Here is a 24,555-nt window from a genome sequence, read left to right on the forward strand (position 1 = left end):
GCAACAGTCACTTTACCCACAGTATTCTACCCGCCCGCTTCAGGTAACAACCGTGTAGCTGTAAAAGCAAAACGGGCGTACACAGAGGCATCTACTTGTGGTGCATTCTTCAAGTAGTAAAAGTCAAATTTAAATCTATCTTTGACTGGATTCATTATCCTTTCCTTAAACGATCGCGGGCTGTAAAATCTAGCGTGCCTGTTTCCCCATCCTTGGGCACAATATATTGTTGTTTCTCCGTCAAAATTTACACGAGATGCTAAACTGACCTGGGGGTCGGTTTGGGTGGCTGCCTCTGTATATATGTAAAAGGGACATACAAAAAGAATACCTCCCGGTTTGAGGACTCTGGACAATTCAACAAACAACCTCGTATCTGCATCCCCCTCAAAGTGTTCGAGCGAGCAAGTCAATGCAGCTTTTGATGCAAATCCGTCCGCCACAGGCATCGAGCAAGCATCTCCACCAATTTGATTGCCGTTGATACCTGGGGGATACATGATATCTTGACTGAATGCAGTAGCTTCAGTTAGCCGGTGATAAATTTCAGGAATTGGAGAATTTTCACTGGCTAAATCGACAAAAATATCTTTTTCATTTAAGTTTAAAAGACAGAGGCCTAGGTAATGCTCTAGGGACTTCTCTACTTGATTTCCTGGGTAATAATCTGAATATTTTGTGAGATATTCCGCTCGGTTAAAGTATTCTTTGTAACCCGCGAGATCGACTTCATAAGGTTGAAAATAAATTCCTTCTGGCTCGGCTATTTTAACTATAGCTGCTACAACTTCTGGGGAAGAATTGTCGATTCCTGAAGCTACTACTTTATATCCGCTTTTTTTGAGGTCTTCCACGCTCTCATAAAAACTTTTATCAGTCACACCTGGTTGGTATAAATACTGTTCTTGCTCCTCTTGCATCCTTGCATTTTTTGGTGTTTCTAACTCGGCATCCTGAGTTTTTAATATCTCTTTTTGAGGAGCGATTCCTGACAAAGTAAGGGCTAGTTTAAATTTGTCTGTATTCGCTGTTAACTTCGCAGGTTGAATTGTTCCTTTGTTTGATGCTGCTGTCGGTTCAAGGGTAGTTAGGTTCTGGCAAACTGTTTCTTTAATGTCGGTATTATCTACTGCATTAATTGCTTGATTGTAATTTTGTTGCTGAGAATAAAGCTCATAATTTATGGGTTGTTGTGTAGCCGAAACGGGCTGTTGATGTTGACTTAATTTCCCTATTTTACGGCAAACTAATTTTACTGTAACGCTGCCGAGCAATTCCGCTTCGGAAATTGCTGTAACTTTTCCTCTACTGTTCATTGTCGCGAGCGAAAAACCGCTTTTTAAAAGCTCATAAATAAATTTTTTTGGATCGCTTCCGCTGCGGTCGAAATCCGTAGAGTTAAAAACTATGTACATAGTTATTTGAGGATTTTGTTTGAGAATATTCTGCATCTCCTGGAAAATTAAAGGTGCAGCACCTTTAGCATCTAAGTTAATCGCATCGATTTTAGGAATCCCAGCCAGTACAGGGTCTAAAGAAGAAGTTTCTACTTTAAAAAAAGTCTCATCTACTGTGGGAGGGAATAAACTGTTGGGTTCATGCACCTCCTTGATTGCTATTTTTACCGTCCCTTCGGCGTCAGAAAGAACAACATCTAAAGTTGTTAATTTATGCTGCTGAGGACTAGCTGTTTTCAACTCATGTTTGAGGGAAGCGTATTGAAGAATGCGGGATTGAATGGCTCCAGCAGTAAGATCGTTAGGCATATTTTGTCACTGTCTCCAGAACAACAATTCAAATATTTTCTTCATGACAACGTACAAAGTAGTGTTTCTCCGTCAACCTACATTTAGAGGTGTTTGTTTTCAAAGGAACTAAACTTTTGAACCTCAGAAAATTTTGGTTTCAAGCTCAACAGCTCGACGGTAAGCAGCACTCGCTTCATCTACTTTACCCTGTTTAGCCAAAGCATCGCCTAAATTATTGTAGGTGGCTGGGCTGTCTGGGTTCAATTCAATGGCTCGCCCGAACATCTCGATCGCCTCATCCAGAAAACCTTGTACTATTAGGCTTTCCCCCATACAATGAGAAGACCAACTGTAGTTTGGGTTCAATTCAATAGCGCGGCGGTAAAGAGCGATCGCTTCTTCCCGCTGACCCTGCCTTGCCCGAACATCGCCCAAGAGGTGATAAGCCTCATACTTCTCAGGATTGCCCTCAATAGCGCGGCGGTAACAAGATATCGCCCGATCTGTATCATTTTTTTGCGCGAATATCAACCCCAACTGCAAGTGCGCCTCACCGCATTCGGGATTTACCTGCAACGCCATCTGATAAAAGACGATCGCCCCATCAACCCAGCCCTGCCGCACCAAAGCATTCGCCAACTCAACATAAAGGTCAGCATCGTTTGGCGCAATCTCCAGCGCCTTGTGATACAATTGCAGATCATCGCGATTCTCCTCAATCGCCCGCCGGTACAAACGCATCGCATCCTGCAAATCCCACTGCGATCGCATCCTCAAAGCATCAGCCAACTTCTGCGAAATCCACGGCAAATCCGGCTGAATTTCCACAGCGCGGCGGTAAGCAGCGATCGACTCATCCCACCGTTCCAGCTTCTCCAAAGCCGTTGCCATGTTGTAATAAGTCCACGGAAAATCTGGATTTAACTCGCCCGCGCGCCGATAAACATCGATCGCCTCGTCCCACCTTTCCAGTTCTAGCAGCACGTCGCCCAATTTGCTCTGCGACCAAAAGAAATTCGGATTCAGTTCGTTAGCGCGCCGGTACGCAACCACCGCCTCATCCCACCGTTCCAAATTCACCAGCGCTTCTGCTAAATTGTTGTGGGCCCAAAAATGGTGGGGATTGAGTTCGATCGACCTTTGGTAAGCCGAAATTGCCTCTTCCCAGCGTTCCAGCTTAATCAGCGCGTCGGCTAGATAGTTGTGCGACCAACTGAAATCTGGATTTAATTCTGTTGCTTTAGTGTAAGCATTTACAGCTTCTTCCCAGCGTTCCAACTTCAGCAGCACATCTGCTAAATTGTTGTGAGACCAGCTAAAATCTGGATTTAACTCTATCGCCTTGCGGTAGGCATTTACAGATTCTTCCCACCGTTCCAATTTAACTAACGACTCAGCTAAATTGTTGTGTGACCAAGAGAGATCGGGATTGTTTGTAATGGCATTAGTGTAAGCTTCTACCGCCGCTTCCCACCGTTCTTGACCCTTAAGAAGTTCGCCCAATTCGTGATAAGCTGCGCCAGCATTTGGGTTTAACTCAACCGCGCGCCGATAACATTCAATTCCCTTATCTACCTTACCTTGCTCGATCAAAGTTTTGGCTAAATTCTCGTGTTCCTCAGCGGTGCCCGACTTGGGGTCGATCGCAAATGCTCGATACCAAGCCTCAGTCGCCTCCTCCGACTTGCCTAACTGCGCCAACAATTTCGCAAAATTGCGAAAAGCACCGGCAAAATCCGGTTTCATGGCGAGCGCCTTTTCGTAAGCAGAAACCGCTTGCTGCCACTGTTCCTGCTGCGCGCAAATGCTGCCGTAATTAGCGTAGGCTTCGGCAAAATTTGGGTTAATTTCTATTGCTTTGACATAGCAACTTTTAGCTTCATCAATTTTGCCAACCGCTTGCAGGGCGTTACCCAGCATTTTGTAAAGCGGCGCTTCCGGCTTAATTTGCAGAGCTTTCTTGCAAGCAGAAATTGCCTGTTCCAATTTTCCCTGAGCCAAATAGCCTTCTGCGAGTATTTTGTAGGCTTCTGGATCTTCTATATTAATTGTAGAATTAACTGCCGGCTTGACAGGCTGCTGCACTGGCGGCTTCACTGCAGCAGTTGCTGCTGGCTGCTGCTTAACTGCACCGTTTGTACCGTTTGCACCCGCCAAAGTTTCCTGTCCGGCGCTGCCGTTTCTGGCATTAGCTGCGTTTAGTTCAATAGCTTTGCGATAATATACTGTCGCTTCTTCTAATTTGCCTTGTTTTTTGAGGGCTTCGCCGAGATTTTGGTAAGCCTGCGGCAGATTAGGATTTAATTTTATGGCGCGATCGTAACAGCCGATCGCCTCCGGGTATTTTTCTTGCCGCAACAAAGCATCACCCATACTTAAGTGTTCTGCCGGGGATGCTTTTTCCGGTTCCAAAGAGAATGCGCGATACCAGCATTCCTGAGCTTCTGCAGGTTTGCCGATTTGTCCGAATACTTTGGCTAAATTCCGGTATACTCCGGCGAAATTAGGCTTAAGCGCGATCGCCTTTTGATAAAACTCGATCGCCTCCGACCATTTTTCCTGCTGCGCGCAAATGCTGCCCAAATTCGCGTGTACTTCCGCAAAATTCGGTTCTATTTCAATAGCTTTAGCGTACCAGTGCCGCGCCTCTTCCATCCTGCCTTGAGCTTGCAGCGCGTTGCCCAAAGTCTTGTAAGCCGGTGCAAACTTGGGGTGAATCTTCAAAGCTTGCTCGCAGGAGGCGATCGCTTCTTCTAATTTCCCTTGGGATAAGTATATTTCTCCCTGTTGGTTAAATTGAACCGCTGTTGATTCTGTATTCACTGTTGATGGCATAGGGGCGGCGGCTCCACAAGTAGCAAGTAAATTATAGGATTCAAAATGTTTCACAATTATACAGCGGTTTGACGCCAACAATTGCCGTGTTACCCAAGCTGTCGAGAATGTGATGGAAAGGTTCAACAATAGCAGAATGCGATCGCGAGCGGGCAACTTTGGCAAAAAAGCGATCGGCCACCTGCCCCTCGGTTTTTCCCAGGCCTTCTGCTGCTTGCACTGGAGATAGAGGTTTTCACGCCCCATGAGGGATGCCAGATTCGGCGAATGTCAGGATTTTCGAGGTTTGGTTTGTACCTCCAGAAACCTGAGAAAGGCGATAGTGCCGCAGACGACGATCCAGCGGCAATAGTTCCTCACGCACCAAAATCGATCGTAGGTATCCTGCCTGCACCACAAGACTTATTGAAGAAATATATTAAAATAATTAACAGTAAATGTTCTGTCAACTTTCGCTTAAATTGCGGTAATTTTGATGTTGTTAGAGCCACCACCTCAACTTGTCGGAGAAAAGCGCCTCACCTTTCGCGACCTCGATTGGCAAGCTTTTAAGCAAATTCAAAGTTTGCTGATCGAGCGCACTCGCGCCCGCTTTACTTACGATAACGGAGTGTTAGAAATCACCATGCCCCTCGAAGAACACGAACGCTCTGCTCGCTTGATTGAACTCTTTGTTAGAGTCCTTGTGGTTGAGATGGGGATGAGAATGAAGACGATGGGCTCGACTACGCTCGATCGAGAAGACCTACTCAAGAGCGCCGAGCCAGACAATGGATATTACATTCAGAATTATGCCTTAGTTGCCGATCGCCCGGTTAATTTGAATGTCGATCCAGCCCCGGATTTAGTCGTGGAAGTGGATATTACCCATACCGATCTCAATAAAAATACACTCTATGCCAGTATGGGCGTGCCTGAATTTTGGCGGTTTAACGGGCGGGTATGGCGGATTCTGCAATTAGTCGATGGGGCTTATGTCGAGCGCGATCGATCTCCGACTTTTCCCATTATTGAAAAAACTGATTTATACCGATTTCTAGAAGCGGCTTTCATCGATGAAGTTGCCGCAGAGATTGATTTTCGTCAATGGGTGCGACAGCAGATTCAAGGCTTAGTTGAGTAAGTTGACAGTTGACAGTTGACAGTTGACAGTTGACAGTTGACCGCAAGAGAGCGACCTTTACCTAGAAGGAAGAGGATTGGAGTAATGAATAGTCTGATTTTAATTTCTCCCGGGCTTGGGGCTTTCAACCAATTCTTTCTGGTAAGTGCGATCGCACCAAAACGAGAATAGCCTTTTTAGCAAAAAACGATCGCCATTTTGGGAGAAAGCGATCGCCCTTTTTTTTTACAATTAGCTAACAACTATTCGCGATTACTAATCAAGCTGCTGCTGCGGCTTCTTCTGCGTCTTCGGCTTCAGAACCTGCTTGAATTCCCAGCACAGTAACAACCACTTGACTTGGTTCGCCGAGAGCTACCACTCCCTCCGGCAAAACTAATTCGTTAATGTGCAGCGCATCCCCTACCTTTAAATTAGAAATATCTACTTCTATTGATTCAGGAATGCTGTCAGGTTTGCACTTAACTGCTAGTTGCGTCAGCACGGTATCCAAGATGCCGCCTTCTAACTTGACGCCGACAGCTTCGCCGACAAAATGCAGCGACACTTCAACTTCCAGGCTGTCTTGAGTTGCTACGGAGAAAAAGCTCAGGTGGTAAGGAAAGCCTTTCCAAGGATGAACTTGAACTTCTCGGAGCAAGGTTTTTCCGCTCCAAGAGAGTTCGGGAATGCTGAGGTCAATTAGGGTGTTGTTGACTGCGTGCTTTTTGAGCAGGTTTTCAACTGTTTTGGCTTTGACTGTAAGGGCAATGGATTCCGCTCCTTTGTGCCCGTAGAGGACGGCGGGAATCAATCCGGAGCGGCGGAGGGCGTTAGGTTTGCTGCCTTCTGCCCGCTTTTGACATTCTACTGCGAGTTCCATGTTCTGACTTTCTGTTGATTGTTTTCACATTTTACCAGAATTGTGATATTGCGATCGCGCTTAATTAAATTCGCTGGAGGTATTGATAATTTTCATTTTCCACACACTTCAGCAATTCCAGCATTTTTCTCAAACGGTACGTTCCGGCTTGATACTCTTCTTTTGAAGGGGAATCACCCAGTTTAGTAAGAACTGCATCGCTTTCACTGATGATTGCTTCGCTGAAGATTTTCTTGAACTGCTCGCGAATATCTTGATTTAATTCAACTAGAGGCAGAATTACATTTTCTTCATCTAGGTAAATTTCGGTTTCGATTGATGCCCCGCCTATTTTTGAAAAATCAGATTTTGCTAACCACTCGTAAAGAGTTTCTCCTACATCTACCGTTTCCGATTGAGATCCATTTGTGGTATAGAAGCTGATATCTAACATAAGAATTACTCCTCCAATTCAGACACCCGAAATGCACTTTCTGGAATATTTTCAGCCCAGGCTATATCCGCATTGTCAAATAGTTTTTTAGCAGGTTCCGAGATTTTTTTTGTAGTTAAAACTCCTATTACAGTACCTTTGTTAATAATTTTCTTCGCCAATCCAGCATGGACGTATCGAGTCTTGATTTCAAGATGCGGTTCTTTCATACTTTTCTCTATCCATTGAATTCCCTTTGAATATCTTGGATTATTTCTTTGACTTTAGGAGCATCTTCTGGATTGATAATTAAAACATCGCCCTTTTGATCGTTCCCAATAGTTCTTTGTGAGTAAATATTTGCTCGCTCCAACTCTTGGATTACCCACCCAATGAGGTCTCTGTGAACTTCTAACCTGGATATCTGCTGGTCTTCGTCAGTCATCCAGTTTTTATCGATCATTATTATAGCTCCTTGCACTAAGTGCTGGCAATAGATCGGTTCAGCTACGATCTTTCTAGCAGTCTGACGTTTTATGACTCAAAATCTTAGGATAGAGGAGCTACAGGCCTACCGTCAGCCGAAAGCAAAGCGCGTTTCGGGCCGTGAATGGGGTCTTCTACAATAATAGTTTGGTCGCGGCTGGCACCGAGAGAAACGATCGCGATCGGCACTTCCATCAAATCTGCCAAAAACTTTAGATAATCCAAAGCTTGCGGCGGCAAATCTTCCAAATTGCGGCACTCTTCCGTGGACCGTTTCCAACCGGGAAGGGTTTCGTAAATCGGTTTACAGCGAGCAAATATCCGGGAACTTTTCGGGAAATCAACGCAGCGAGAGCCGTCAATTTCGTAAGCAACGCAAACTTTTATTTCTTCTAATTCATCCAAAACATCTAGTTTGGTAATTGCCAGACAGTCAAGGCCGTTGATGCGGACTGCGTAGCGGCCGATTACCGCGTCGAACCAACCGCAGCGGCGTTTGCGACCGGTTGTTGTGCCGAATTCTGCGCCTCTCTCGCCCAAAACTGCGCCAATTCCATCGACCATTTCGGTTGGGAAGGGGCCTTCTCCGACGCGGGTTGTGTAGGCTTTTGCTACGCCAATGACGCGATCGATCGCGGTTGGCCCGACACCCGTTCCCACACAAGCACCGCCTGCGATGGGATTGCTGGAAGTAACGTAGGGATAAGTACCGTGATCTAAGTCTAATAAAGTGCCTTGCGCGCCTTCAAACAGAATATTTTTCCGCTTGTGAAGTGCCTCATAAATCTTCAGGGAACTGTCTACTACGTGCGGGCGCAAACGATCGGCATAAACTCGATATTCATCAATTACCTCTTGCGGATTCAGAGGCGGCAAATTGTAGAGTTTTTCCAGAATGACGTTTTTATGCTCGATCGTCCATTCCAGTTGTTCTTGCAACCCTTCCAAGTCCATTAAATCGAGCATCCGAATGCCAGTGCGTTCGGATTTGTCGGCGTAAGTCGGGCCGATGCCGCGTCCCGTCGTCCCGATTTTATAATTTCCGCGCTGGGTTTCCGATGCTACATCAATTAATCGGTGATAGGGCATCGTCACGTGAGCAGTCTGCGAAATCATCAGCGAAGCCGTCGAAATATTCAGCTTTTCTAGCTGATCTAATTCTGCAATTAAAACTTTAGGGTCGATGACCGTGCCGCAGCCGATGATACACTCTGTATCAGGGTAGAGAATCCCCGACGGAATTAAGTGCAGCTTGAAAGTCTGACCGTTGACTACCACCGTGTGACCGGCGTTGACGCCCCCTTGGTAGCGGACAACGATATCTGCGGATTTGCTGAGCAAATCGGTAATTTTGCCTTTTCCTTCATCGCCCCACTGGGCGCCGATCACAACTACGTTAGCCAAGGGTTTCTCGCGTTCAGTTCAGGTTGACACAAACTCCGATTATCTACGAATGCGTCCCGGATGTCAAATATATTTTTGTTACAATTGAGAGACTTGAGGCTGTATTGCCCTCAACAAAGGACTCCCAGGACGATCGGGGGAGAATGGGAGAGGGGGAGAGGGGGAGAGGGGGAGAGAATTTGATCAGTTTTTAGGGGAATCCAATGCGCAGCTTAAATGTGGAACAGTTTACCTGCTGGAGGTTGTTGGCTAGTATTTGGGAAAACCAGGTTTCTGGCCGCTGATGCGTCTAGGACTAAATTACAAATTCTTCAATCCTTCAATTCTTCAATCCTTCAATCCTTCAATCCTTCAATTCTTTCAATCTAAAATCTAAAATCTAAAATCTAAAATCGCATGACTTTACACGCTGAGTTGCACCGACATTTGGGCGGTTCTGTGGTTCCTCGGATTCTGTGGCGCTATTTCGATCGCCATAATGCTGAGATGGTCGATCGCTTTCAACAATACTCTGCTTTTGAGGAGTTTTACACTCGTCCCCGCAATACTCTCAATGAGTATTTGGAACTGCACACGCTGGTAGAAAGCGTTCAAACTGTTGAGACGTTGCCTTATTTTATCTATCGGTTGATGCGGGGCGCTTACGTGTTTGAAAATCTGGCTTATTTGGAGTTGCGCTATACGCCTTATTTGCGGACTCCAGAGCATTTGTCTCAGTCGGAACGCATTGATTTGATGGCAGAAATTGTACAGGTTGTGGGTAAGGCAAGTCAAATTAGCGATTGTCCGATCGTTACCAGCCAAATTTTGTGCATGCACTCGCGTTTGCCTTATGAGGTGAATCGGGCGATCGTAGATTTGGCGGCCGAGATGGGACAATATGTTTGCGCGATCGATCTTGCGGGCGGCGATGCTGCTATTGGCGATCGTTTGGATGAGTTTGTCGGATTGTACCAGTACGCCAGATCGATGGGCATTAAGACGACAGGCCACCTCTACGAAACTACCTCGGGCTGTTACCCCGAACTTCTGCCCTATCTGATGCGTATCGGCCACGGGATTCAAATTCCCCTAAAATATCCCGAACTGCTGCCAGAAGTCGCGCGCAGGGGTCAATGCTTGGAAGTTTGCCCGACTACCTATCTCAAAACGGGGACGTTGCAGGATATGGGCGAATTGAAGGTTGTGTTCGATCGGTGTTTTGAAGCTGGTGTCGATATTGCCATCTGCACCGACAACGCGGGATTGCACAACGTGCGGCTGCCTTTTGAATACGAGAATTTGTTGACTCTGGATATCATTGATTTTCGGCAGTTGCAAGCGTGTCAAGATGCGGCTTTCCGCCATGCTTTTGCGTGGCCCTACGGGGAGAGGCCTGTGAAAATGCTGACTGGTTTGTTGCAGCACGAGTCGGTTGGTGCGATCGTGAATTAGCAAAGAATATCTATTTAACGAAAGCAAGAAGGCACGACGGAAGAGAAGGAAGAGAAAGAGGAAGATAGGTAGATATTTTCAGGAAAAGACTTGACTTGAAAATGAAAAAAGCTCTTTCTTATCTTCCTTCGCGCTATGAGCGTCTTCGCGGTTTGTTAAAAAAAAATAATTGTAAAATTATAATAAGTGTCGGTCGTTCTGCAATCGGTAACAAGTTATAGTTTGGAGACAAAAGTATCAAGATAAAAGGATAAAAAAACATGACAAATATGGACGCTTACTGGATGCCCTTTACGGCAAACAGACAGTTTAAAGCCAATCCCCGGATGTTGGTTTCGGCAAAAGATATGCACTTTACAACCGATGATAACCGCTCAATTCTAGACGGGATTGCGGGGCTTTGGTGCGTGAATGCAGGGCACTGCCGCCCTCAAATTGTCGAGGCAATTCACAAGCAAGTATCGACTCTAGATTATTCTCCCGCTTTCCAGATGGGACATCCGGGCGCTTTTGAATTAGCCGAACGTTTGGTGAAGATGATTCCGGGCAATTTCGATCGCGTTTTCTTTACTAATTCGGGTTCGGAATCTGTAGAAACTGCTTTAAAAATTGCGATTGCTTATCACCGAGTAAAAGGTGAAGGAACTCGCCAAAGATTGATCGGTAGGGAACGCGGCTATCACGGCGTTGGTTTTGGCGGAATTTCTGTCGGCGGTATCGGTACAAACCGCAAGTTTTTCGGCAGTTTGCTGACGGGAGTCGATCATTTACCTCACACTCACAGTCTCGAACACAATGCTTTCAGCCGCAAACAACCGGAATGGGGAGCGCATTTGGCGGATGAATTGGAGCGGATTGTCGCTTTGCACGATGCGTCTAATATTGCAGCGGTAATTGTGGAACCTGTTGCTGGTTCTACGGGAGTTTTGATTCCGCCGCAAGGTTATTTGGAGCGGCTGCGGGCGATTTGCGACAAGTACGGAATTTTGCTGATTTTTGATGAGGTAATTACTGGATTCGGGCGGCTCGGCTCTAGTTTTGCTACTGAGTATTTTGGGGTGGTTCCCGATATTGTGACGGCGGCGAAAGGGATAACTAACGGTACTGTGCCGATGGGGGCGGTGTTTGTGAAGGAGGGAATTTACGATGCTTTTATGAATGCTCCCGAAAATGCGATCGAGCTTTTTCACGGTTATACTTATTCCGGGCATCCTGTGGCTTGTGCTGCTGCTTTGGCGACGCTGGATATTTATGAGGAAGAAAGGCTGTTTGAACGGGCAGATAAGATAGCTGATTATTGGGAAAATGCGGTTCATTCTTTGAAGGGCGTGCGCCACGTCATTGATGTGCGGAATCTCGGACTTGTGGCGGGGATTGAGTTGGAATCTATTCCGGGGAAGCCTGGGAAACGGGCTTTTGATTGTTTCTTGCAGTGCTTTGAAAAAGGGTTGCTAATTCGGACTACGGGTGATATTATTGCTTTGTCGCCTCCGCTGATTATTGAGAAGGAACATATCGAGATCATTTTGGAAATCTTAACTGCGGTTTTGCAGGAATTGGAGTAAGATTTAATGAACCGCGAAGGCGCGAAGGACGCGAAGGAAGAGAGAGAAGAAGATCGGGAAAACCTCTCTCTATATCTTTCCTTCGCGCACTTCGCGTCTTCGCGGTTCGTTCAAATCCTTAAACAGCGTTATAATAATGTATAACCAACGACGAACGACGAATAACTATGGTACTGTTAACCGCAAAAGTCTCTGCTAACGAGTTGGCAAATTTGGCTGTAGAGTTAATTCAGAAATCTGGATGCGAATACGGTGATGTCCGTTTTTGCACTTACCGCAGGCAAAGTTTGTATGCGCGCGATCGATCTTTAAGCAATTTGTCAGATAATGTAAGTTCCGGTTTTGGCGTGCGAGTGCTGCGAGACGGCGCTTGGGGCTTTGCCGCCAGTCACAGCAAAACACCCGCAGAAGTTGCAAGAATTGTCAGTTTGGCTGTTGAAATCGCTAAGGGCAGCCGCTTGACTCAAAAGGAACCGGTGCGCTTAGTACCCGTGGAAAAATATGTCGATACTTACATTACTCCGATCGCAATTGACCCGTTTTCTGTACCCGTTGCTGACAAAGCCGAACTGCTATTAACCATCAACGAGCGCCTGCTAGCCCACGATTCACAAGGCATCAAAAAAGCATATTCTTTTTTGACCTTTAACCGCGAAGACAAGGTTTTTGCGTCCACAGAAGGCTCGCTAATCGAACAAACAATCTACCGCAGCTATCCGGGTTTTGGCTGCACGGCAATTGCGGGCGGCGATGCTCAAAGTCGCAGTTACGAACGCCCGCCGCTAAATATCGGTTACGAACACATTAATCCCGATGATTTGCTTAGTCAAATAGACAGAGTTGCAGCCGAAGCGATTGAGAAAGTCAGCGCTCCCAAAGTCCCTGCCGGTATTTGCAAATCCCTGATTCTCAAGCCGACAAATTTGTTTCTGACTATCCACGAATCCGTCGGACATCCCACGGAATTAGACAGAGTTTACGGCTATGAGTCTAATTTTGCTGGCACGAGTTTTGCTACTACCGATAAGTTGAATAAGCTGCAATACGCTGCTCCTTGGGTGAATTTTAAGTGCGATCGCACTCAACCCCACGGCCGCGGTACAATGGGTTACGATGATGAGGGCGTAAAATCGCAGGATTGGTACGTTGTCAAAGATGGAATTTTAGTTGATTATCTCACTGACAGAGAAACAGCTTATCGCCTCGGACGCGGTAGCAGCAACGGTTCTGCCTGCGCTGACAGTTGGTCGAGCGTACCGATGGTGAGAATTCCCAATTTGGGATTGGAACCGGGCCCGGATGGCGGCAGTCATACTGCTACTTTGGATCAGATGATTGCTGATACGGAAGATGGGATTTTAATTGACGGTACTGGCAGTTTTTCAATCGACCAGCAGCGGCGCAATTTTCAATTCGGCGGCGATGCTTTTTGGAAGGTGGAAAAAGGTAAAGTTGTCGGGATGTGGAAGGATGTAACTTATCATTCGATGAGCACTGATTTCTGGAATCAAGTAGATGCGATCGGGCCTGCTTCGGAGCGGGTTCAGTGCGGTACTAATATGTGCGGGAAGGGTGAACCGATGCAGGTTGCTCAGATGACTCACGCTTGTGTTCCAGTGCGAGTCAGGGATATTCAAATTGGGGGAAGGGCTTAGTTTTTTTGGAATGGGAAAATTAGGAGTATTCTTGATAAGAGTCGGCGGTATAAGATTCGGCGGTATAAGATTCGGCGGTTGAAACCGCTTCTTGTCAAACAATGTCCGCCGGACGCCGACGAAAGAGAAAAGATTCGCTCTGAATTGTTGAAATTATCTGCGTTAATCTGCGTCAATCTGCCGGAAATCTGCGGTTACAAATTACCATCCGATTATAAATCATGACTGCAACAACAACATCGCCCGCAATCTTAAGCGAAGACAGAGCATTATCTCTGCTAGATTCAACAGTTAAAAAATCCTCGGCGGAAGCAGTATTTGTCAGTCTCTCTACTGGCGAAGAATCTCTTTCCCGTTTCTCGGAAAATCAAATCAGCCAAAATATTAGCAAGACTGTATTTAGCCTGAACATTACTAGCTATTTTGGCAACAAAAGCGCTTCTGCTGCTGTTACAGAATTTGATGAAGATGCGATCGCCTCCGCAGTCAAGCGATCGGAAGAACTAGCCAGAATTGCCCCCGCAGACCCCGAATGGATGCCATTGTTGCCCCCTCAAACCTACGATTTGCCCGCCCCCGCCTTCGACGCAGCAACGGCAATTGCACCGCCTTTAGCGCGGGTCGAAATGGTGCGCCAAGCTTGTGCGATCGCATCCCAGGAAGGCGCTGATGCTTCGGGCACTTTGAGCGCTGAAGCCTCACTGTACGCGATCGCCTCGTCAACCGGACTCCGCGCCTGCAGCCAGTCTAACGCAGACAGGCGTGAGCTCAATTGCTGGATGGGGGGCGTTCTCCCTTCGTGGTGCCGACGGTGGAGGATTTGAAAGACTGCGACCTCTAGGACGTGCTGCCAGAGTTGGGCTATAGGTTGAATCGGCGCACCCGCACGCCACGAGTCGAGGCGTTTGCTTACAAGCACAACAACTTCAGATTAGTTGACAATGCGTCCCAATCGTGACAATATCTGGTTTAGCTTTAAAGAAGCACCTTACAAAACACAAACTAAAAATTTACTTACCTCCTGAGGAGTTTTTTATGAAAATAGCATATATAGTTGTGGCACATAAGTATCCTGAACAATTACTGCGTCTTATTTCTAAGCTGAACACAGATGATGTTGCATTTTTTGTACATATAGATAAAAAAGTAGATAATACAATTTATCATCAGATATTTACTCTCTTAAAGGATTTTCCCAATGTCTCTTTTATAAAGAGATACAGATCGGCCTGGGCAAGCTTTGAACTTGTAAAAGCTACTCTTGAAGGGATTAAATCAATAGTCGAAACAGGTACCTACTTTGATTATGTTGTGAACTTATCTGGTCAAGACTATTTGATTAAATCAAATGAACATATCCAGAGTTTTTTGCAAGAGAATAAAGGTAGAGAATTTATAGACTATGTTCCACTACCTGGTAGTAAATGGGGAGCTGCCGGCTTAAGAAGAGTAGAACATTGGCACATCCGTTGGAATGATATATATTTGTTTTGTATTCCTCCAGTAAAGCGCGAATTTAAATCTCCTATTGCATCTCTATTATATTCAGTTTTGATTTGGCCTTTACCTAAAAAGCGGAAATTTTTTGAAAGCTTTCCTCTTTATGGAGGTTCTGCTCATTGGTGTTTAACAGGAGAATGTGTAAAATGGATCGATGATTTTGTCAAGCAAAACACCAACTTTGTTAATCGTTTTAATTACACTTCTTGTGCAGATGAAATATTTTACCAAACGCTGATTTTAAATTCACCTTTTAAGGACAAAATAATTAACGATGACTTGAGATATATGGATTGGCCGTATGTTAACGCATACCATCCGAGGAATTTAGAGAAAAAGGATTTTGAAAAGATTAGGGAATCCGACAAATTATTCGCCAGGAAGTTTGATATGACTGTAGACGCAGATATATTAGATATGATTGATGAAATGATATTGAGCAAATAGGATTTTTCCACAAACAGATGACTGTGACCCCCAAGAGTCAGAAATCCTCTTCATCTGCTAACAAAGCTGTCCTATAACCTATAAATTTTGTCTGTCCAAGGCATTTGCCTTAAGTTAGATTATTTTTTTTGAGACTTAGGATTAAAACCAGCTACTATGGTGAGCAGTCAATTTTATGTTTTTAGTAAAAAATAATTAATTCCCAATTCCCTATGCCCAATTAGCAATTACCAATTAGCAATTACCAATTAGCGATTACCATCATGACTTTAACAACATCGCCCGCAATTTTAAGTGAAGACCAAGCCTTATCTTTACTAGAAAAAGTAGTCAAACAATCGGAAGCGGAGGCAGTATTTGTCAGTCTCTCTACTGGCGAAGAATCTCTTTCGAGATTCTCGGAAAATCAAATCAGTCAAAATATTAGCAAGACTGTATTTAACCTGAACATTACTAGCTATTTTGGCAATAAAAGCGCTTCTGCATCTGTTACCGAATTTGATGAAGAGGCGATCGCCTCCTCCGTCAAACGATCGGAAGAACTAGCTCAAATTGCCCCCGCAGACCCCGAATGGATGCCCTTGCTGCCCCCTCAAACCTACGATTTACCCCTGCCCGCGTTTGATGAAGCAACGGCCGCTGTATCGCCTCTAGCGCGCGCTGAAATGGTGCGGCAAGCTTGTGCGATCGCATCTCAGGAAGGCGCTGATGCTTCGGGTACTTTGAGCGCTGAAGCCTCGCTGTACGCGATCGCCTCGTCAACCGGACTCCGCGCCTGCAACTCTTCTACAGAGGCGAATTTCGGCTTTACAGCCCGCATTGGAGACGGTTCTAGCTGGACGGAAAGCACGGCTTGGGGTATCAATGAACTACCAGTATCTCAATTAGCAGCACAAGTTGTCGATCGCGCCCTCGCATCCCGCAACCCCCGCTCCATTACTCCCGGCGTGTATCCTGTAATCTTTGATGGCGCTGCGTTTGCGGATTTGCTACCGTGGATAACTTGGGGTATGGATGCGCGGGCGGCGGATGAAGGGCGATCGTTTATGTCGATCGCGGATGCAGCCGGAAAACCCGCCGGAAACCGCGCAGGAGAACAGCTTTTCAGCCCGTTAGTGCAGGTACAGCGCGATCCGAGTCATCCTTTGCTGCGATCGAATACTTTTTTCGGCGACGGATTGAGCAATAGCTATTTGGAAATCATCAAAAATGGCGTTCCTCAAAGTTTATCTTATTCCCGCTACTGGGCCGCACAAAAAGGTAAAGAGGCAAAAGGTGCTTATTACCCGATCGTGATGACAGGTTCCGACCAAAGTTTAGCAGATTTAATCGCTCAAACCGAGCGCGGAATTTTCGTCAGTCGAGCTTGGTATGTCAACTACGTCAATCCCAAAACATCGGAAGTAACGGGAATGACTCGCGACGGTACTTTCTGGATTGAAAATGGTAAGATTGCTTACCCGATTAAAAATATGCGTTTCAATCAAGTTTTACCTGATATGTTGCGCGATGTGGATGCAGTTAGCGAGGTGAAACGTTACGGCGGTAGTGTCGTGCCCGGAGTGCGAGTTAAAGCTTTTAATTTCACGAGTATTACTGACAGTTTGTAACTCACACATTTCTAACCATCTGTAGGGGCGGGTTTCACAAACAATCACAGCCAACAAAGAACAATCTCTCAAACCCGCCCCCACCCAGATTAATGCGAGTGATTTATCGTGAAGGTAGAGTATTTATTTTGAGAGTTAGGATTTAAACCAGCTATTATAGTCATCAGTCTGTGGTCTGTTGTTAGTAATAATGCCCAATTACCAATTACCAATTACCAATTACCAATTATCAATGAATCAATATTTTGCTACTGTTGCGCGCGGTTTAGAAACCATAGCCGCCCAAGAATTAGAAAGTTTAGGGGCCGAGGATGTCAAGCCCGATTTTACAGGAGTTTACTTCGCGGGCGATCGCGCTTTATTGTACCGCGTCAATCTTTGGTCGAGAACAATTTTTCGAGTGCTAATGCCGATCGCCGAATTCCGGTGTTACAACTCGGATATGCTCTACCGCGAAGTGCAGAAAATTCCTTGGGACGAATACCTAGAGCCTCACAATACCTTAGCAGTAAACTGCACCGGCGGCAACGAAAAGTTAAATCACACCCACTTTACAGCATTGCAGGTCAAAAATGCGATCGCCGACCAACAGCGCCTGCAATTTAACAAACGTTCCAATGTTGATGTCGAAAATCCCGACTTACTAATTAACCTTCACATCCATCGAGACCGCGCTATTTTAAGCTTAGACAGTTCCGGCGGCAGTTTGCACCGGCGGGGATATCGCCCCGCAATGGGGCTGGCTCCGCTCAAAGAAACCCTCGCTGCGGCTTTGTTAGAGATGGCAGAATGGACGCCAGATTTACCATTTTTAGACCCGATGTGCGGTTCGGGAACTTTGCCCCTGGAAGCGACTTTAAAGGCCTTGAACATTGCGCCTGGATTGTTTCGCGAAAAGTTTGGATTTATGACTTGGCGCGATTTTGACGAACCTTTGTGGGATAAATTGTGGACCGAAGCAGAGAGCAGCGAATTGCCGGAACTTAAAGAAACGATCGCAGGGTGCGATCGCGATTCTGATATGTTAGACCAAGCTCGCACCAACGCCCAACAAGCAGGTATTTCAGGTAAAATCAAGTTTGCTCATACCGAGTTATCCGAGTTGGAAGCACCGACAGACAGAGGCGTTCTGATTTGCAATCCTCCCTACGGAGAGCGGCTGGGAGATGCTAGCGAATTGGGAGATTTGTACAAGATGTTGGGGGATATTTTCAAACAGCGTTTTAAAGGTTGGAATGCGTTTATTTTGACTGGCAATAAGGAGTTGGCTAAAAAAGTTGGGCTCAGAACATCGAAGCGAATTCCGGTTTTCAATGGCTCGATTCCCTGTACTTTGCTCAAGTATGAACTGTATTGAGGAGTTCTAGTAAATATCAACTCTAGCGGACCAAATGACGTATTGATTGGAAAAGGTTAGGCAAAATGAAAATCTTTGAAGTAGACAGACACAAGCTCATATTGGGAGATGTGTTAGAAGTCCTTTCTCATGAAATTAAAGACAACTCAGTCGATTTGATTTTTGCCGATCCTCCCTATAATATTGGCAAAGACTTCAATGGTTTTAAAGACAAGTGGGAATCAGAGAGCGATTATTTAGAATGGAGTTATACCTGGTTGAATTTATGTATTGATAAGCTCAAGCACAACGGCAGCTTGTATCTGATGGCTTCAACTCAATGTATGCCTTACTTCGATTTATATTTGCGCGATCGTTTGACAATTCTTTCACGAATAGTGTGGTATTATGACAGTTCGGGCGTACAAGCAAAAAAATATTACGGTTCTCTGTACGAACCAATTTTATATTGTGTCAAAGACAAACGAAATTATACATTTAATTCCTCAGATATTTTGGTTGAAGCAAAAACCGGCTCAGTCAGAAAACTAATTGATTACCGCAAGTCTACACCCTCAGTATATAATTCTCAAAAAGTTCCAGGTAATGTATGGGAGTTTCCCAGAGTCAGATATCGTATGCCTGAGTATGAAGATCACCCTACCCAAAAACCAACATCTTTGTTAGAACGAATTGTCAAAGCAAGTAGTAATGAGGGAGACCTTGTATTAGACGTATTTTCTGGGACTTTTACCACATCATTTGTTGCCAAACAGCTTAAGAGAAAGTCAATCGGAATAGAATTACAAAACAAGTATGTAGAAATAGGATTAAATAGGTTACAAGCTACTTATAATGACAAAAAAGAGCAGCCAATATCGGAAATAAATCCTGGTGATAATTCACCCACACAGTTAACACTTAACTTACAATTTTGATTCAATGGAACACGAGTTTACTAAAACAATTAAGCAAATTTTAGCCGAAATTTTGGGCGCGTCTGGCGAGCAAATATTTACAGGAAGCGAGCTAATTCAATATTTGAATATCAAAACTAAATCTGCAAATAGAGGCTCAAAGTCAAGAGGGAGTTTTGCGAATTTATATGCTATCTATGTTTTAGTTGAAGACTATTTTTTAAGAGGTTTTCATCAACGCGATATGTATTCAGATTATGCAGGTGCAGTTTATACAAATATTTTTAAGAGACAGCGCGAATTACCGTTTGGACAAAAGCTTCAAAACCATGCTTTGAACCACAGGCTTAATGAAGAATTTAAAAGATATTTTCCTACTTGTGACTTTATCCCAGTTCTGAGAAATCCGAAAACTAACAGGTATTGGTTTAACGAAAATTTATTAAAAGTTAAAATTCAGGAAAATGTACATAATATAGCAGAAACAGTAATTCACATCATTGATGCTTACGTTGAAGCTAAGAGAGATAGCTTTGACAAGTTTCTGCAACTTTGTAAAGAGGCTCAAGCATTGACCCAGAAGCAAGTAATACAATTTATCAAACAAATAGTTGCACCAACTGTAGATGCTAGAATATTCGAGATAGTCAGCTACAGTATCTTAAAATACTACTATAGTGACATATATATCTATTGGGGTTATGAGCTTGATAGGCTCCAGCAAGAAAATTTACAACTGTTTAAAACAGGTCGGACAAATGCAAATGATGGCGGAATTGATTTTGTAATGAAGCCTCTAGGACGTTTTTTTCAGGTAACAGAAACTGTAGATATGAATAAATATTTCCTAGACATTGATAAAATTGAAAGGTATCCGATAACATTTGTAGTTAAATCTTCAGATTCCGATATTGAGATTAGACGTAAAATTGAAGCGCAGGCTCGAAAACAGTATTCAATAAATGCGATCGTGTCGCGTTATATGGAATGTATAGAAGAAATAATCAATGTTGCTATTCTGATAGACAGATTTGAAGAAGCTGTTGCCAAAGGGTATTTAAATAATATATTAAATGAAATTATCAAGCAGAGCAGATTGGAATTTAATTATGAGGATGAGGAAGAAAATTTAGAAATTGAACTGTTAGACACTTCTCTCGAAGATGAATGATTCAAATTCAACAGATATTGTTTGCAATAAGGACTAAAGTCCTTACTACAAACGCCACTCATTACTGAAAATTAATGCTCAATTTTGACCGAAACAATCTTGTCGCCTTGGCGGATCGCATTGACGACAGACATATCCTCAGTTTTACCAAAAGTTGTGTGAACTCCATCTAAATGAGACTGGGGAGAATGGCAAATAAAGAATTGGCTACCACCCGTATCTTTACCTGCATGAGCCATCGATAAAGTTCCTGCCAAATGTTTGTTCGAGTTGATTTCGCACTTGATTTTGTAGCCGGGGCCGCCAGTTCCAGTACCTTTCGGACAGCCGCCTTGAATCATAAAGTTAGGAATGACTCGGTGAAACGATAGTCCGTCGTAAAAACCTTTTTCCGCCAAGTCAACAAAATTTTTCACTGTGTTAGGCGCATCCGCATCGAACAGTTCCAAATTGATTGTACCTTTGTCGGTTTCCATAATAGCGCGGGTCATAATTTCTCCTTGCTTCCTAAAATGAGTGTGCTGCCTGCGTGTTAATTGCGGACTTTGCTTTTGTAGCGACAGGTTTCAAGCTGTCGTTATATTTTGGCTTTCAGAAGTGTAGCATACTCCGGCAACTCTAATAAGACTTATGCGCCCTTTCCCCAGAAACCCGCTTGATGCCGAGATTTCTCGTTAGCAAAGCCCATATTTTCCCAGAAACCGGGTTTCTTAGCGTCAGTCCTATTTTAATTGCTGGTAACGTTTGGGCGATCGTGTTCTTCCTGAATATCGTTCATATTAAAAATGAAAGGAACCCGACTCGAACCGCTCCCCATAACCAGCACTTTTGGCATCTGAGCGCCGCCGCTTCTCCAAGCTTCGATCGCTTCTTTTTGCAGCACTAACTCGCCGCCTTGAGCCTTCAAAGTTTCCGCCAACAGTCTTTGAGCTTCTGCCCTACCTTGAGCGCGGTTAATGTCAGCTTGAGCCTGTTGTTCAGCTTCTTGAGCAACATAAACAGCCCTTTGCGCCCGCTGTTCGGCTACCTGTTTTTCCTCAACCGCCTTCGCAAAATCGGCCGAGAATCGAATGTTGACGACGCTGGTATCGAGCACGATTACATCATACTTTGATAGCCGTTCCTTCAGTGCAGTATCAAAGTCTCGCTTCAGCTCACTTCTTTGAGTAATAGATTGTTCGGCGGTTCTCAGTGCAGCCGCTGTTTTAAATGCTTCTTGCGTCTGGGGAGCAATAATTTTAGAGACTATATTCTCCAAAGTTCCTTGAGTTCTTCTGACATCAACTACTCTCGCAGGATCGAGGCGAAAATTGATGGCAAAACTAGCGTTTAAATCCTGAAGGTCTTTAGTAGCACTCTGGGCGGGAACTTCAAATTTTTGCACTGTTACATCGTACACATCAACCTTGGATATCAGCGGGGGTCTGAGGTGAAATCCCTCTAACAATGCTCCATCAGTGGCTTTTCCTAAAATGCTGACTACCCCTGCTTCACCGGGATTGATGACAACAAAAGAGTTGAAGCCCAGGAGCAGCGCGACTACTAATAGAATCCCAGCGAGCGCTGACGTTACGCTCTGGAAACTTTGACTTTTCAAAATACACGCTCCTTTGTGATAAATCAATTATATAGCGTTCCGAAATGATTTGCAAACCTCTCTTTATCTTTCCTTCGCGCCCTTTGCGTCTTCGCGGTTCGTTAAAAAATACAATTCACAACTCAAATAGAATTGTTATAATAGATAAACGAATGAGGTAACAGCGCGATGGTCGAGATTGTTAAATATCCCAGAACTTATCACATCGAAGGTTCGCGTTTCCAGGCGGGTGATGAAGACCTCGACAGCGTGCCGTTTACCGCCCTGAGCGATCGCCCTCTAATTATAGAAGAAAAGGTAGACGGCGCTAATACAGGCATCAGCTTCGCCTCAGACGGGCAAATGCTGCTGCAAAGCCGCGGCCACTATCTCACCGGCGGGCCGAGAGAAAAACATTTTAACTTGTTCAAACAGTGGGCTTTCAGTCTCAGCGGAACCCTGGGAAAAGTGCTGGGAAATCGTTATATTTTGTACGGAGAATGGCTTTATGCCAAACACACTGTTTTTTACGATTTTCTGCCGCACTATTTTATGGAATACGACGTGCTGGACTTAGAAAACCGTCAGTTTTTGAGTACAGAAGCCCGCCGCCAGTTGTTAAGCGGACTGCCGTTAGTGTCAGTTCCCGTGCTGTTTTCCGGGGTGCTGAAATCGCCCCAGCAGATGATGCAGTTGATGGATAAATCTAATTTTATTCAACCGGGACATTTGGAGCGGTTGCGCTTGCAATGCCGGGAATTGGGATGGGATGAAGAGCGCTGTTTGAAAGAGACTGATAATAGCGATCGCATGGAGGGTCTGTATATTAAAATCGAAGCAGATGGAATTGTCAAGGCGCGTTACAAGTACGTGCGCGCTAGCTTTTTGACTGCTATTAAAAATGCGGAGGGACATTGGCTCAATCGCCCGATTGTACCTAATATTTTGCGTCCGGGTGCTGATTTATTTAATTTTAGTTGAAAAATCATGAGAGTCGGCGGTTTCAACCGCTTCTTGTCAAACAATGTCCGCCTTCGCGGACTAAGAAATTAAGAAATTAACAAATAGGTGAAACCATGACTGCTCTATTATCACAATCCGCAACTTGGACTTTTCCCTTTTGTCCGGAACCCCCCGATTGGTTCCTGGATTGGGAAAGCATTTACAATCATTTTGATTGGATTCAAAACTTAGAAGGATGTCAGCAAGACCCAATTTATCATGCTGAAGGAGATGTCTTAATTCACACCAAAATGGTCTGCGAAGCCTTAATATCTTCCCCAGAATGGCGGCAGCTTCCCGTTAAAGAACGATCGATACTTTTTGCCGCCGCTTTGCTGCACGATGTCGCAAAACCAGCCTTTACAAAAATAGAAGAAGATGGCAGAATTAGCTCAAAAGGTCACGCCCGTCAAGGTGCCAGAATGGTCAGACAAATTTTAGCTCAATTTGACCCGCCTGTGCAGTTTAGCATTCGGGAGACTGTTTGCGCGATCGTCCAATTCGGCAGTTTACCCATCTGGCTGCTAGAAAAACCCAATCCGCAGCAGTCGGTAATTAAAGTCAGTCAAGTTGTCCGCTGCGATTTCCTCGCACTTTTAGCCGAAGCAGACGTGCGGGGGCGAGAGTGTGCTGACAGACAAGAAATTATGGATAAAATACAACTATTTCGGGAGTTTTGTCAAGAAAATAATTGTTTGGATTCTCCCCGACAATTTCCCTCAGCACACAGCCGATTTATCTACTTCCGCAAAGAGAACGGCAATCCCGATTACGAAGCATTTGACGATACTCAATGCGAAGTAATTTTGATGTCGGGATTGCCGGGAAGCGGTAAAGATTATTGGATTAAAGAAAATCTGCCCGATCGCCCGGTAATTTCCTTGGACGCGCTGCGAAAAGAGATGAACGTTCCTCCCGATGAAACTCCCGGCAATGTAATAATGGAAGCCAAAAATAGAGCGCGGGAATATATGAGATTGGGGCGTTGTTTTATCTGGAATGCTACCAATACAACTAAACAAATGCGCCAGCAATTAATTAATTTTTTTGCCGATTATCAAGCGCGAATTCGGATTGTTTATCTGGAAGTTCCTTTGGAGGAAGTATTGCGGCGGAATCGATCGCGCCCCGCAGCAGTACCAGAAACAGTCATTCGCAAATTAGCTTCGCGGCTGGATATTCCAGACATCACAGAAGCGCATCAAGTCGATCGAATTGCGGGCTAGAGTCTGCCATTGGTGTCAAATTAAGGTAGAACCAATAGTCCGACAGGGGTTGAAACCCCTGTCTCAAAGCTAAAGTCCTCGCTATGAGGACTGAAGAACTCATTAGTCCTCATAGCGAGGACTTTAGCTATTAGACAGGGAATTCATTCCCTGGCGGACTGGCGGGCGGACTGAATTCCCTGGCGGGTTTTCGGCTTAAGTTGACACCAATGGGCTCTTGGAGCGTCCCTACGGGGATCTTGCAAT

Annotated in this window: 22 protein-coding genes; 12 read left to right on the top strand and 10 right to left on the bottom strand. The window is 44.9% G+C overall.

All coding sequences use genetic code 11. The features are described 5' to 3' along the window. Window positions 1-26: 26 nt before the first annotated feature. From QUB63_RS02035 to QUB63_RS02045, 3 genes are all read right to left on the bottom strand, one after another. A complete protein-coding gene (locus QUB63_RS02035) occupies window positions 27-1,766 on the bottom strand; it encodes a class I SAM-dependent methyltransferase (RefSeq protein WP_332943100.1) in 1,740 nt (579 codons plus the stop codon). A gap of 123 nt (window positions 1,767-1,889) precedes the next feature. Further along, entirely contained in the window at window positions 1,890-4,583 is a 2,694-nt protein-coding gene (locus tag QUB63_RS02040; RefSeq protein ID WP_332943101.1) for a tetratricopeptide repeat protein, read from the bottom strand. A gap of 40 nt (window positions 4,584-4,623) precedes the next feature. Continuing rightward, window positions 4,624-4,803 carry a hypothetical protein gene (locus tag QUB63_RS02045; protein ID WP_332943102.1) on the bottom strand — a complete coding sequence of 60 codons (180 nt, stop codon included), beginning with the start codon at window positions 4,801-4,803 and terminating at the stop codon, window positions 4,624-4,626. A 255-nt stretch (window positions 4,804-5,058) separates the two neighbouring features. Here QUB63_RS02045 and QUB63_RS02050 point away from each other — a divergent pair, with 255 nt between their 5' ends. Continuing rightward, window positions 5,059-5,706: a Uma2 family endonuclease gene (locus tag QUB63_RS02050; RefSeq protein ID WP_332943103.1), complete on the top strand. Its 648-nt coding sequence runs from the start codon at window positions 5,059-5,061 to the stop codon at window positions 5,704-5,706. Window positions 5,707-5,965: 259 nt separating this feature from the next. Here QUB63_RS02050 and QUB63_RS02055 read toward each other — a convergent pair whose 3' ends face one another. From QUB63_RS02055 to QUB63_RS02075, 5 genes are all read right to left on the bottom strand, one after another. Beyond that, the gene (locus tag QUB63_RS02055; RefSeq protein ID WP_332943104.1) at window positions 5,966-6,568 is read right to left on the bottom strand and encodes a 50S ribosomal protein L25/general stress protein Ctc; all 603 of its coding nucleotides are present in this window, start codon (window positions 6,566-6,568) and stop codon (window positions 5,966-5,968) included. A gap of 64 nt (window positions 6,569-6,632) precedes the next feature. After that, window positions 6,633-7,001, bottom strand: coding sequence for a hypothetical protein (locus QUB63_RS02060; RefSeq protein WP_332943105.1), 369 nt, complete (start codon window positions 6,999-7,001; stop codon window positions 6,633-6,635). Between the two features lie 5 nt (window positions 7,002-7,006). After that, on the bottom strand, window positions 7,007-7,210 hold the full coding sequence (locus QUB63_RS02065) for a hypothetical protein (RefSeq protein ID WP_332943107.1): 204 nt from the start codon (window positions 7,208-7,210) through the stop codon (window positions 7,007-7,009). 8 nt (window positions 7,211-7,218) lie between these two features. After that, the gene (locus QUB63_RS02070) at window positions 7,219-7,425 is read right to left on the bottom strand and encodes a hypothetical protein (protein WP_332943108.1); all 207 of its coding nucleotides are present in this window, start codon (window positions 7,423-7,425) and stop codon (window positions 7,219-7,221) included. Between the two features lie 104 nt (window positions 7,426-7,529). Continuing rightward, window positions 7,530-8,870 (bottom strand): adenylosuccinate synthase, encoded by a 1,341-nt coding sequence (locus QUB63_RS02075; RefSeq protein WP_332943109.1) that lies wholly within the window; start codon window positions 8,868-8,870, stop codon window positions 7,530-7,532. Between the two features lie 396 nt (window positions 8,871-9,266). Between QUB63_RS02075 and QUB63_RS02080 the strand changes: the two genes are divergently transcribed. The 9 genes from QUB63_RS02080 to QUB63_RS02120 all read left to right on the top strand — a co-directional run bounded on the left by QUB63_RS02080 (window position 9,267) and on the right by QUB63_RS02120 (window position 20,505). Beyond that, window positions 9,267-10,304 (top strand): adenosine deaminase, encoded by a 1,038-nt coding sequence (locus QUB63_RS02080; protein ID WP_332943110.1) that lies wholly within the window; start codon window positions 9,267-9,269, stop codon window positions 10,302-10,304. A 260-nt stretch (window positions 10,305-10,564) separates the two neighbouring features. Further along, window positions 10,565-11,869, top strand: a complete 1,305-nt coding sequence (locus tag QUB63_RS02085; RefSeq protein WP_332943111.1) for an aspartate aminotransferase family protein — start codon at window positions 10,565-10,567, stop codon at window positions 11,867-11,869. Window positions 11,870-12,036: 167 nt separating this feature from the next. Next, window positions 12,037-13,524, top strand: a complete 1,488-nt coding sequence (locus QUB63_RS02090) for a TldD/PmbA family protein (protein ID WP_332943112.1) — start codon at window positions 12,037-12,039, stop codon at window positions 13,522-13,524. A gap of 221 nt (window positions 13,525-13,745) precedes the next feature. Further along, on the top strand, window positions 13,746-14,348 hold the full coding sequence (locus QUB63_RS02095; protein WP_332943113.1) for a PmbA/TldA family metallopeptidase: 603 nt from the start codon (window positions 13,746-13,748) through the stop codon (window positions 14,346-14,348). A 211-nt stretch (window positions 14,349-14,559) separates the two neighbouring features. Further along, window positions 14,560-15,471, top strand: a complete 912-nt coding sequence (locus QUB63_RS02100; RefSeq protein WP_332943114.1) for a beta-1,6-N-acetylglucosaminyltransferase — start codon at window positions 14,560-14,562, stop codon at window positions 15,469-15,471. A gap of 263 nt (window positions 15,472-15,734) precedes the next feature. Next, window positions 15,735-17,081, top strand: a complete 1,347-nt coding sequence (locus QUB63_RS02105; protein WP_332943115.1) for a TldD/PmbA family protein — start codon at window positions 15,735-15,737, stop codon at window positions 17,079-17,081. Window positions 17,082-17,313: 232 nt separating this feature from the next. Beyond that, window positions 17,314-18,438, top strand: a complete 1,125-nt coding sequence (locus tag QUB63_RS02110; protein ID WP_332943265.1) for a THUMP domain-containing class I SAM-dependent RNA methyltransferase — start codon at window positions 17,314-17,316, stop codon at window positions 18,436-18,438. 65 nt (window positions 18,439-18,503) lie between these two features. After that, window positions 18,504-19,355 carry an adenine-specific DNA-methyltransferase gene (gene yhdJ / locus QUB63_RS02115; protein WP_332943116.1) on the top strand — a complete coding sequence of 284 codons (852 nt, stop codon included), beginning with the start codon at window positions 18,504-18,506 and terminating at the stop codon, window positions 19,353-19,355. A gap of 4 nt (window positions 19,356-19,359) precedes the next feature. Next, window positions 19,360-20,505, top strand: coding sequence for a restriction endonuclease (locus tag QUB63_RS02120; RefSeq protein WP_332943117.1), 1,146 nt, complete (start codon window positions 19,360-19,362; stop codon window positions 20,503-20,505). 71 nt (window positions 20,506-20,576) lie between these two features. Here the strand turns inward: QUB63_RS02120 and QUB63_RS02125 are convergent, their stop codons facing one another. Both QUB63_RS02125 and QUB63_RS02130 read right to left on the bottom strand, forming a co-directional pair. After that, window positions 20,577-20,996: a peptidylprolyl isomerase gene (locus QUB63_RS02125; RefSeq protein WP_332943118.1), complete on the bottom strand. Its 420-nt coding sequence runs from the start codon at window positions 20,994-20,996 to the stop codon at window positions 20,577-20,579. A gap of 236 nt (window positions 20,997-21,232) precedes the next feature. Then, on the bottom strand, window positions 21,233-22,102 hold the full coding sequence (locus tag QUB63_RS02130; RefSeq protein ID WP_332943119.1) for a prohibitin family protein: 870 nt from the start codon (window positions 22,100-22,102) through the stop codon (window positions 21,233-21,235). A 168-nt stretch (window positions 22,103-22,270) separates the two neighbouring features. Between QUB63_RS02130 and QUB63_RS02135 the strand changes: the two genes are divergently transcribed. Together QUB63_RS02135 and QUB63_RS02140 are read left to right on the top strand one after the other, a co-directional pair. Then, window positions 22,271-23,062, top strand: a complete 792-nt coding sequence (locus QUB63_RS02135) for an RNA ligase family protein (RefSeq protein ID WP_332943120.1) — start codon at window positions 22,271-22,273, stop codon at window positions 23,060-23,062. A gap of 95 nt (window positions 23,063-23,157) precedes the next feature. After that, on the top strand, window positions 23,158-24,309 hold the full coding sequence (locus QUB63_RS02140) for an AAA family ATPase (RefSeq protein ID WP_332943121.1): 1,152 nt from the start codon (window positions 23,158-23,160) through the stop codon (window positions 24,307-24,309). Window positions 24,310-24,555 lie beyond the last annotated feature (246 nt).

This window comes from Microcoleus sp. ARI1-B5, assembly GCF_036705795.1.
Taxonomy (GTDB): domain Bacteria; phylum Cyanobacteriota; class Cyanobacteriia; order Cyanobacteriales; family Microcoleaceae; genus Microcoleus.

Coding starts and splice junctions, on each gene's coding strand:
- QUB63_RS02135 (WP_332943120.1), top strand. CDS start 22,271: ATGGTCGAGATTGTTAAATATCCCAGAACTTATCACATCGAAGGTTCG.
- QUB63_RS02105 (WP_332943115.1), top strand. CDS start 15,735: ATGACTTTAACAACATCGCCCGCAATTTTAAGTGAAGACCAAGCCTTA.
- QUB63_RS02125 (WP_332943118.1), bottom strand. CDS start 20,996: ATGACCCGCGCTATTATGGAAACCGACAAAGGTACAATCAATTTGGAA.
- QUB63_RS02065 (WP_332943107.1), bottom strand. CDS start 7,210: ATGAAAGAACCGCATCTTGAAATCAAGACTCGATACGTCCATGCTGGA.
- QUB63_RS02035 (WP_332943100.1), bottom strand. CDS start 1,766: ATGCCTAACGATCTTACTGCTGGAGCCATTCAATCCCGCATTCTTCAA.
- QUB63_RS02080 (WP_332943110.1), top strand. CDS start 9,267: ATGACTTTACACGCTGAGTTGCACCGACATTTGGGCGGTTCTGTGGTT.
- QUB63_RS02050 (WP_332943103.1), top strand. CDS start 5,059: ATGTTGTTAGAGCCACCACCTCAACTTGTCGGAGAAAAGCGCCTCACC.
- QUB63_RS02110 (WP_332943265.1), top strand. CDS start 17,314: ATGAATCAATATTTTGCTACTGTTGCGCGCGGTTTAGAAACCATAGCC.
- QUB63_RS02095 (WP_332943113.1), top strand. CDS start 13,746: ATGACTGCAACAACAACATCGCCCGCAATCTTAAGCGAAGACAGAGCA.
- QUB63_RS02085 (WP_332943111.1), top strand. CDS start 10,565: ATGACAAATATGGACGCTTACTGGATGCCCTTTACGGCAAACAGACAG.
- yhdJ (WP_332943116.1), top strand. CDS start 18,504: ATGAAAATCTTTGAAGTAGACAGACACAAGCTCATATTGGGAGATGTG.
- QUB63_RS02140 (WP_332943121.1), top strand. CDS start 23,158: ATGACTGCTCTATTATCACAATCCGCAACTTGGACTTTTCCCTTTTGT.
- QUB63_RS02100 (WP_332943114.1), top strand. CDS start 14,560: ATGAAAATAGCATATATAGTTGTGGCACATAAGTATCCTGAACAATTA.
- QUB63_RS02040 (WP_332943101.1), bottom strand. CDS start 4,583: ATGCCATCAACAGTGAATACAGAATCAACAGCGGTTCAATTTAACCAA.
- QUB63_RS02120 (WP_332943117.1), top strand. CDS start 19,360: ATGGAACACGAGTTTACTAAAACAATTAAGCAAATTTTAGCCGAAATT.
- QUB63_RS02090 (WP_332943112.1), top strand. CDS start 12,037: ATGGTACTGTTAACCGCAAAAGTCTCTGCTAACGAGTTGGCAAATTTG.
- QUB63_RS02060 (WP_332943105.1), bottom strand. CDS start 7,001: ATGTTAGATATCAGCTTCTATACCACAAATGGATCTCAATCGGAAACG.
- QUB63_RS02055 (WP_332943104.1), bottom strand. CDS start 6,568: ATGGAACTCGCAGTAGAATGTCAAAAGCGGGCAGAAGGCAGCAAACCT.
- QUB63_RS02070 (WP_332943108.1), bottom strand. CDS start 7,425: ATGACTGACGAAGACCAGCAGATATCCAGGTTAGAAGTTCACAGAGAC.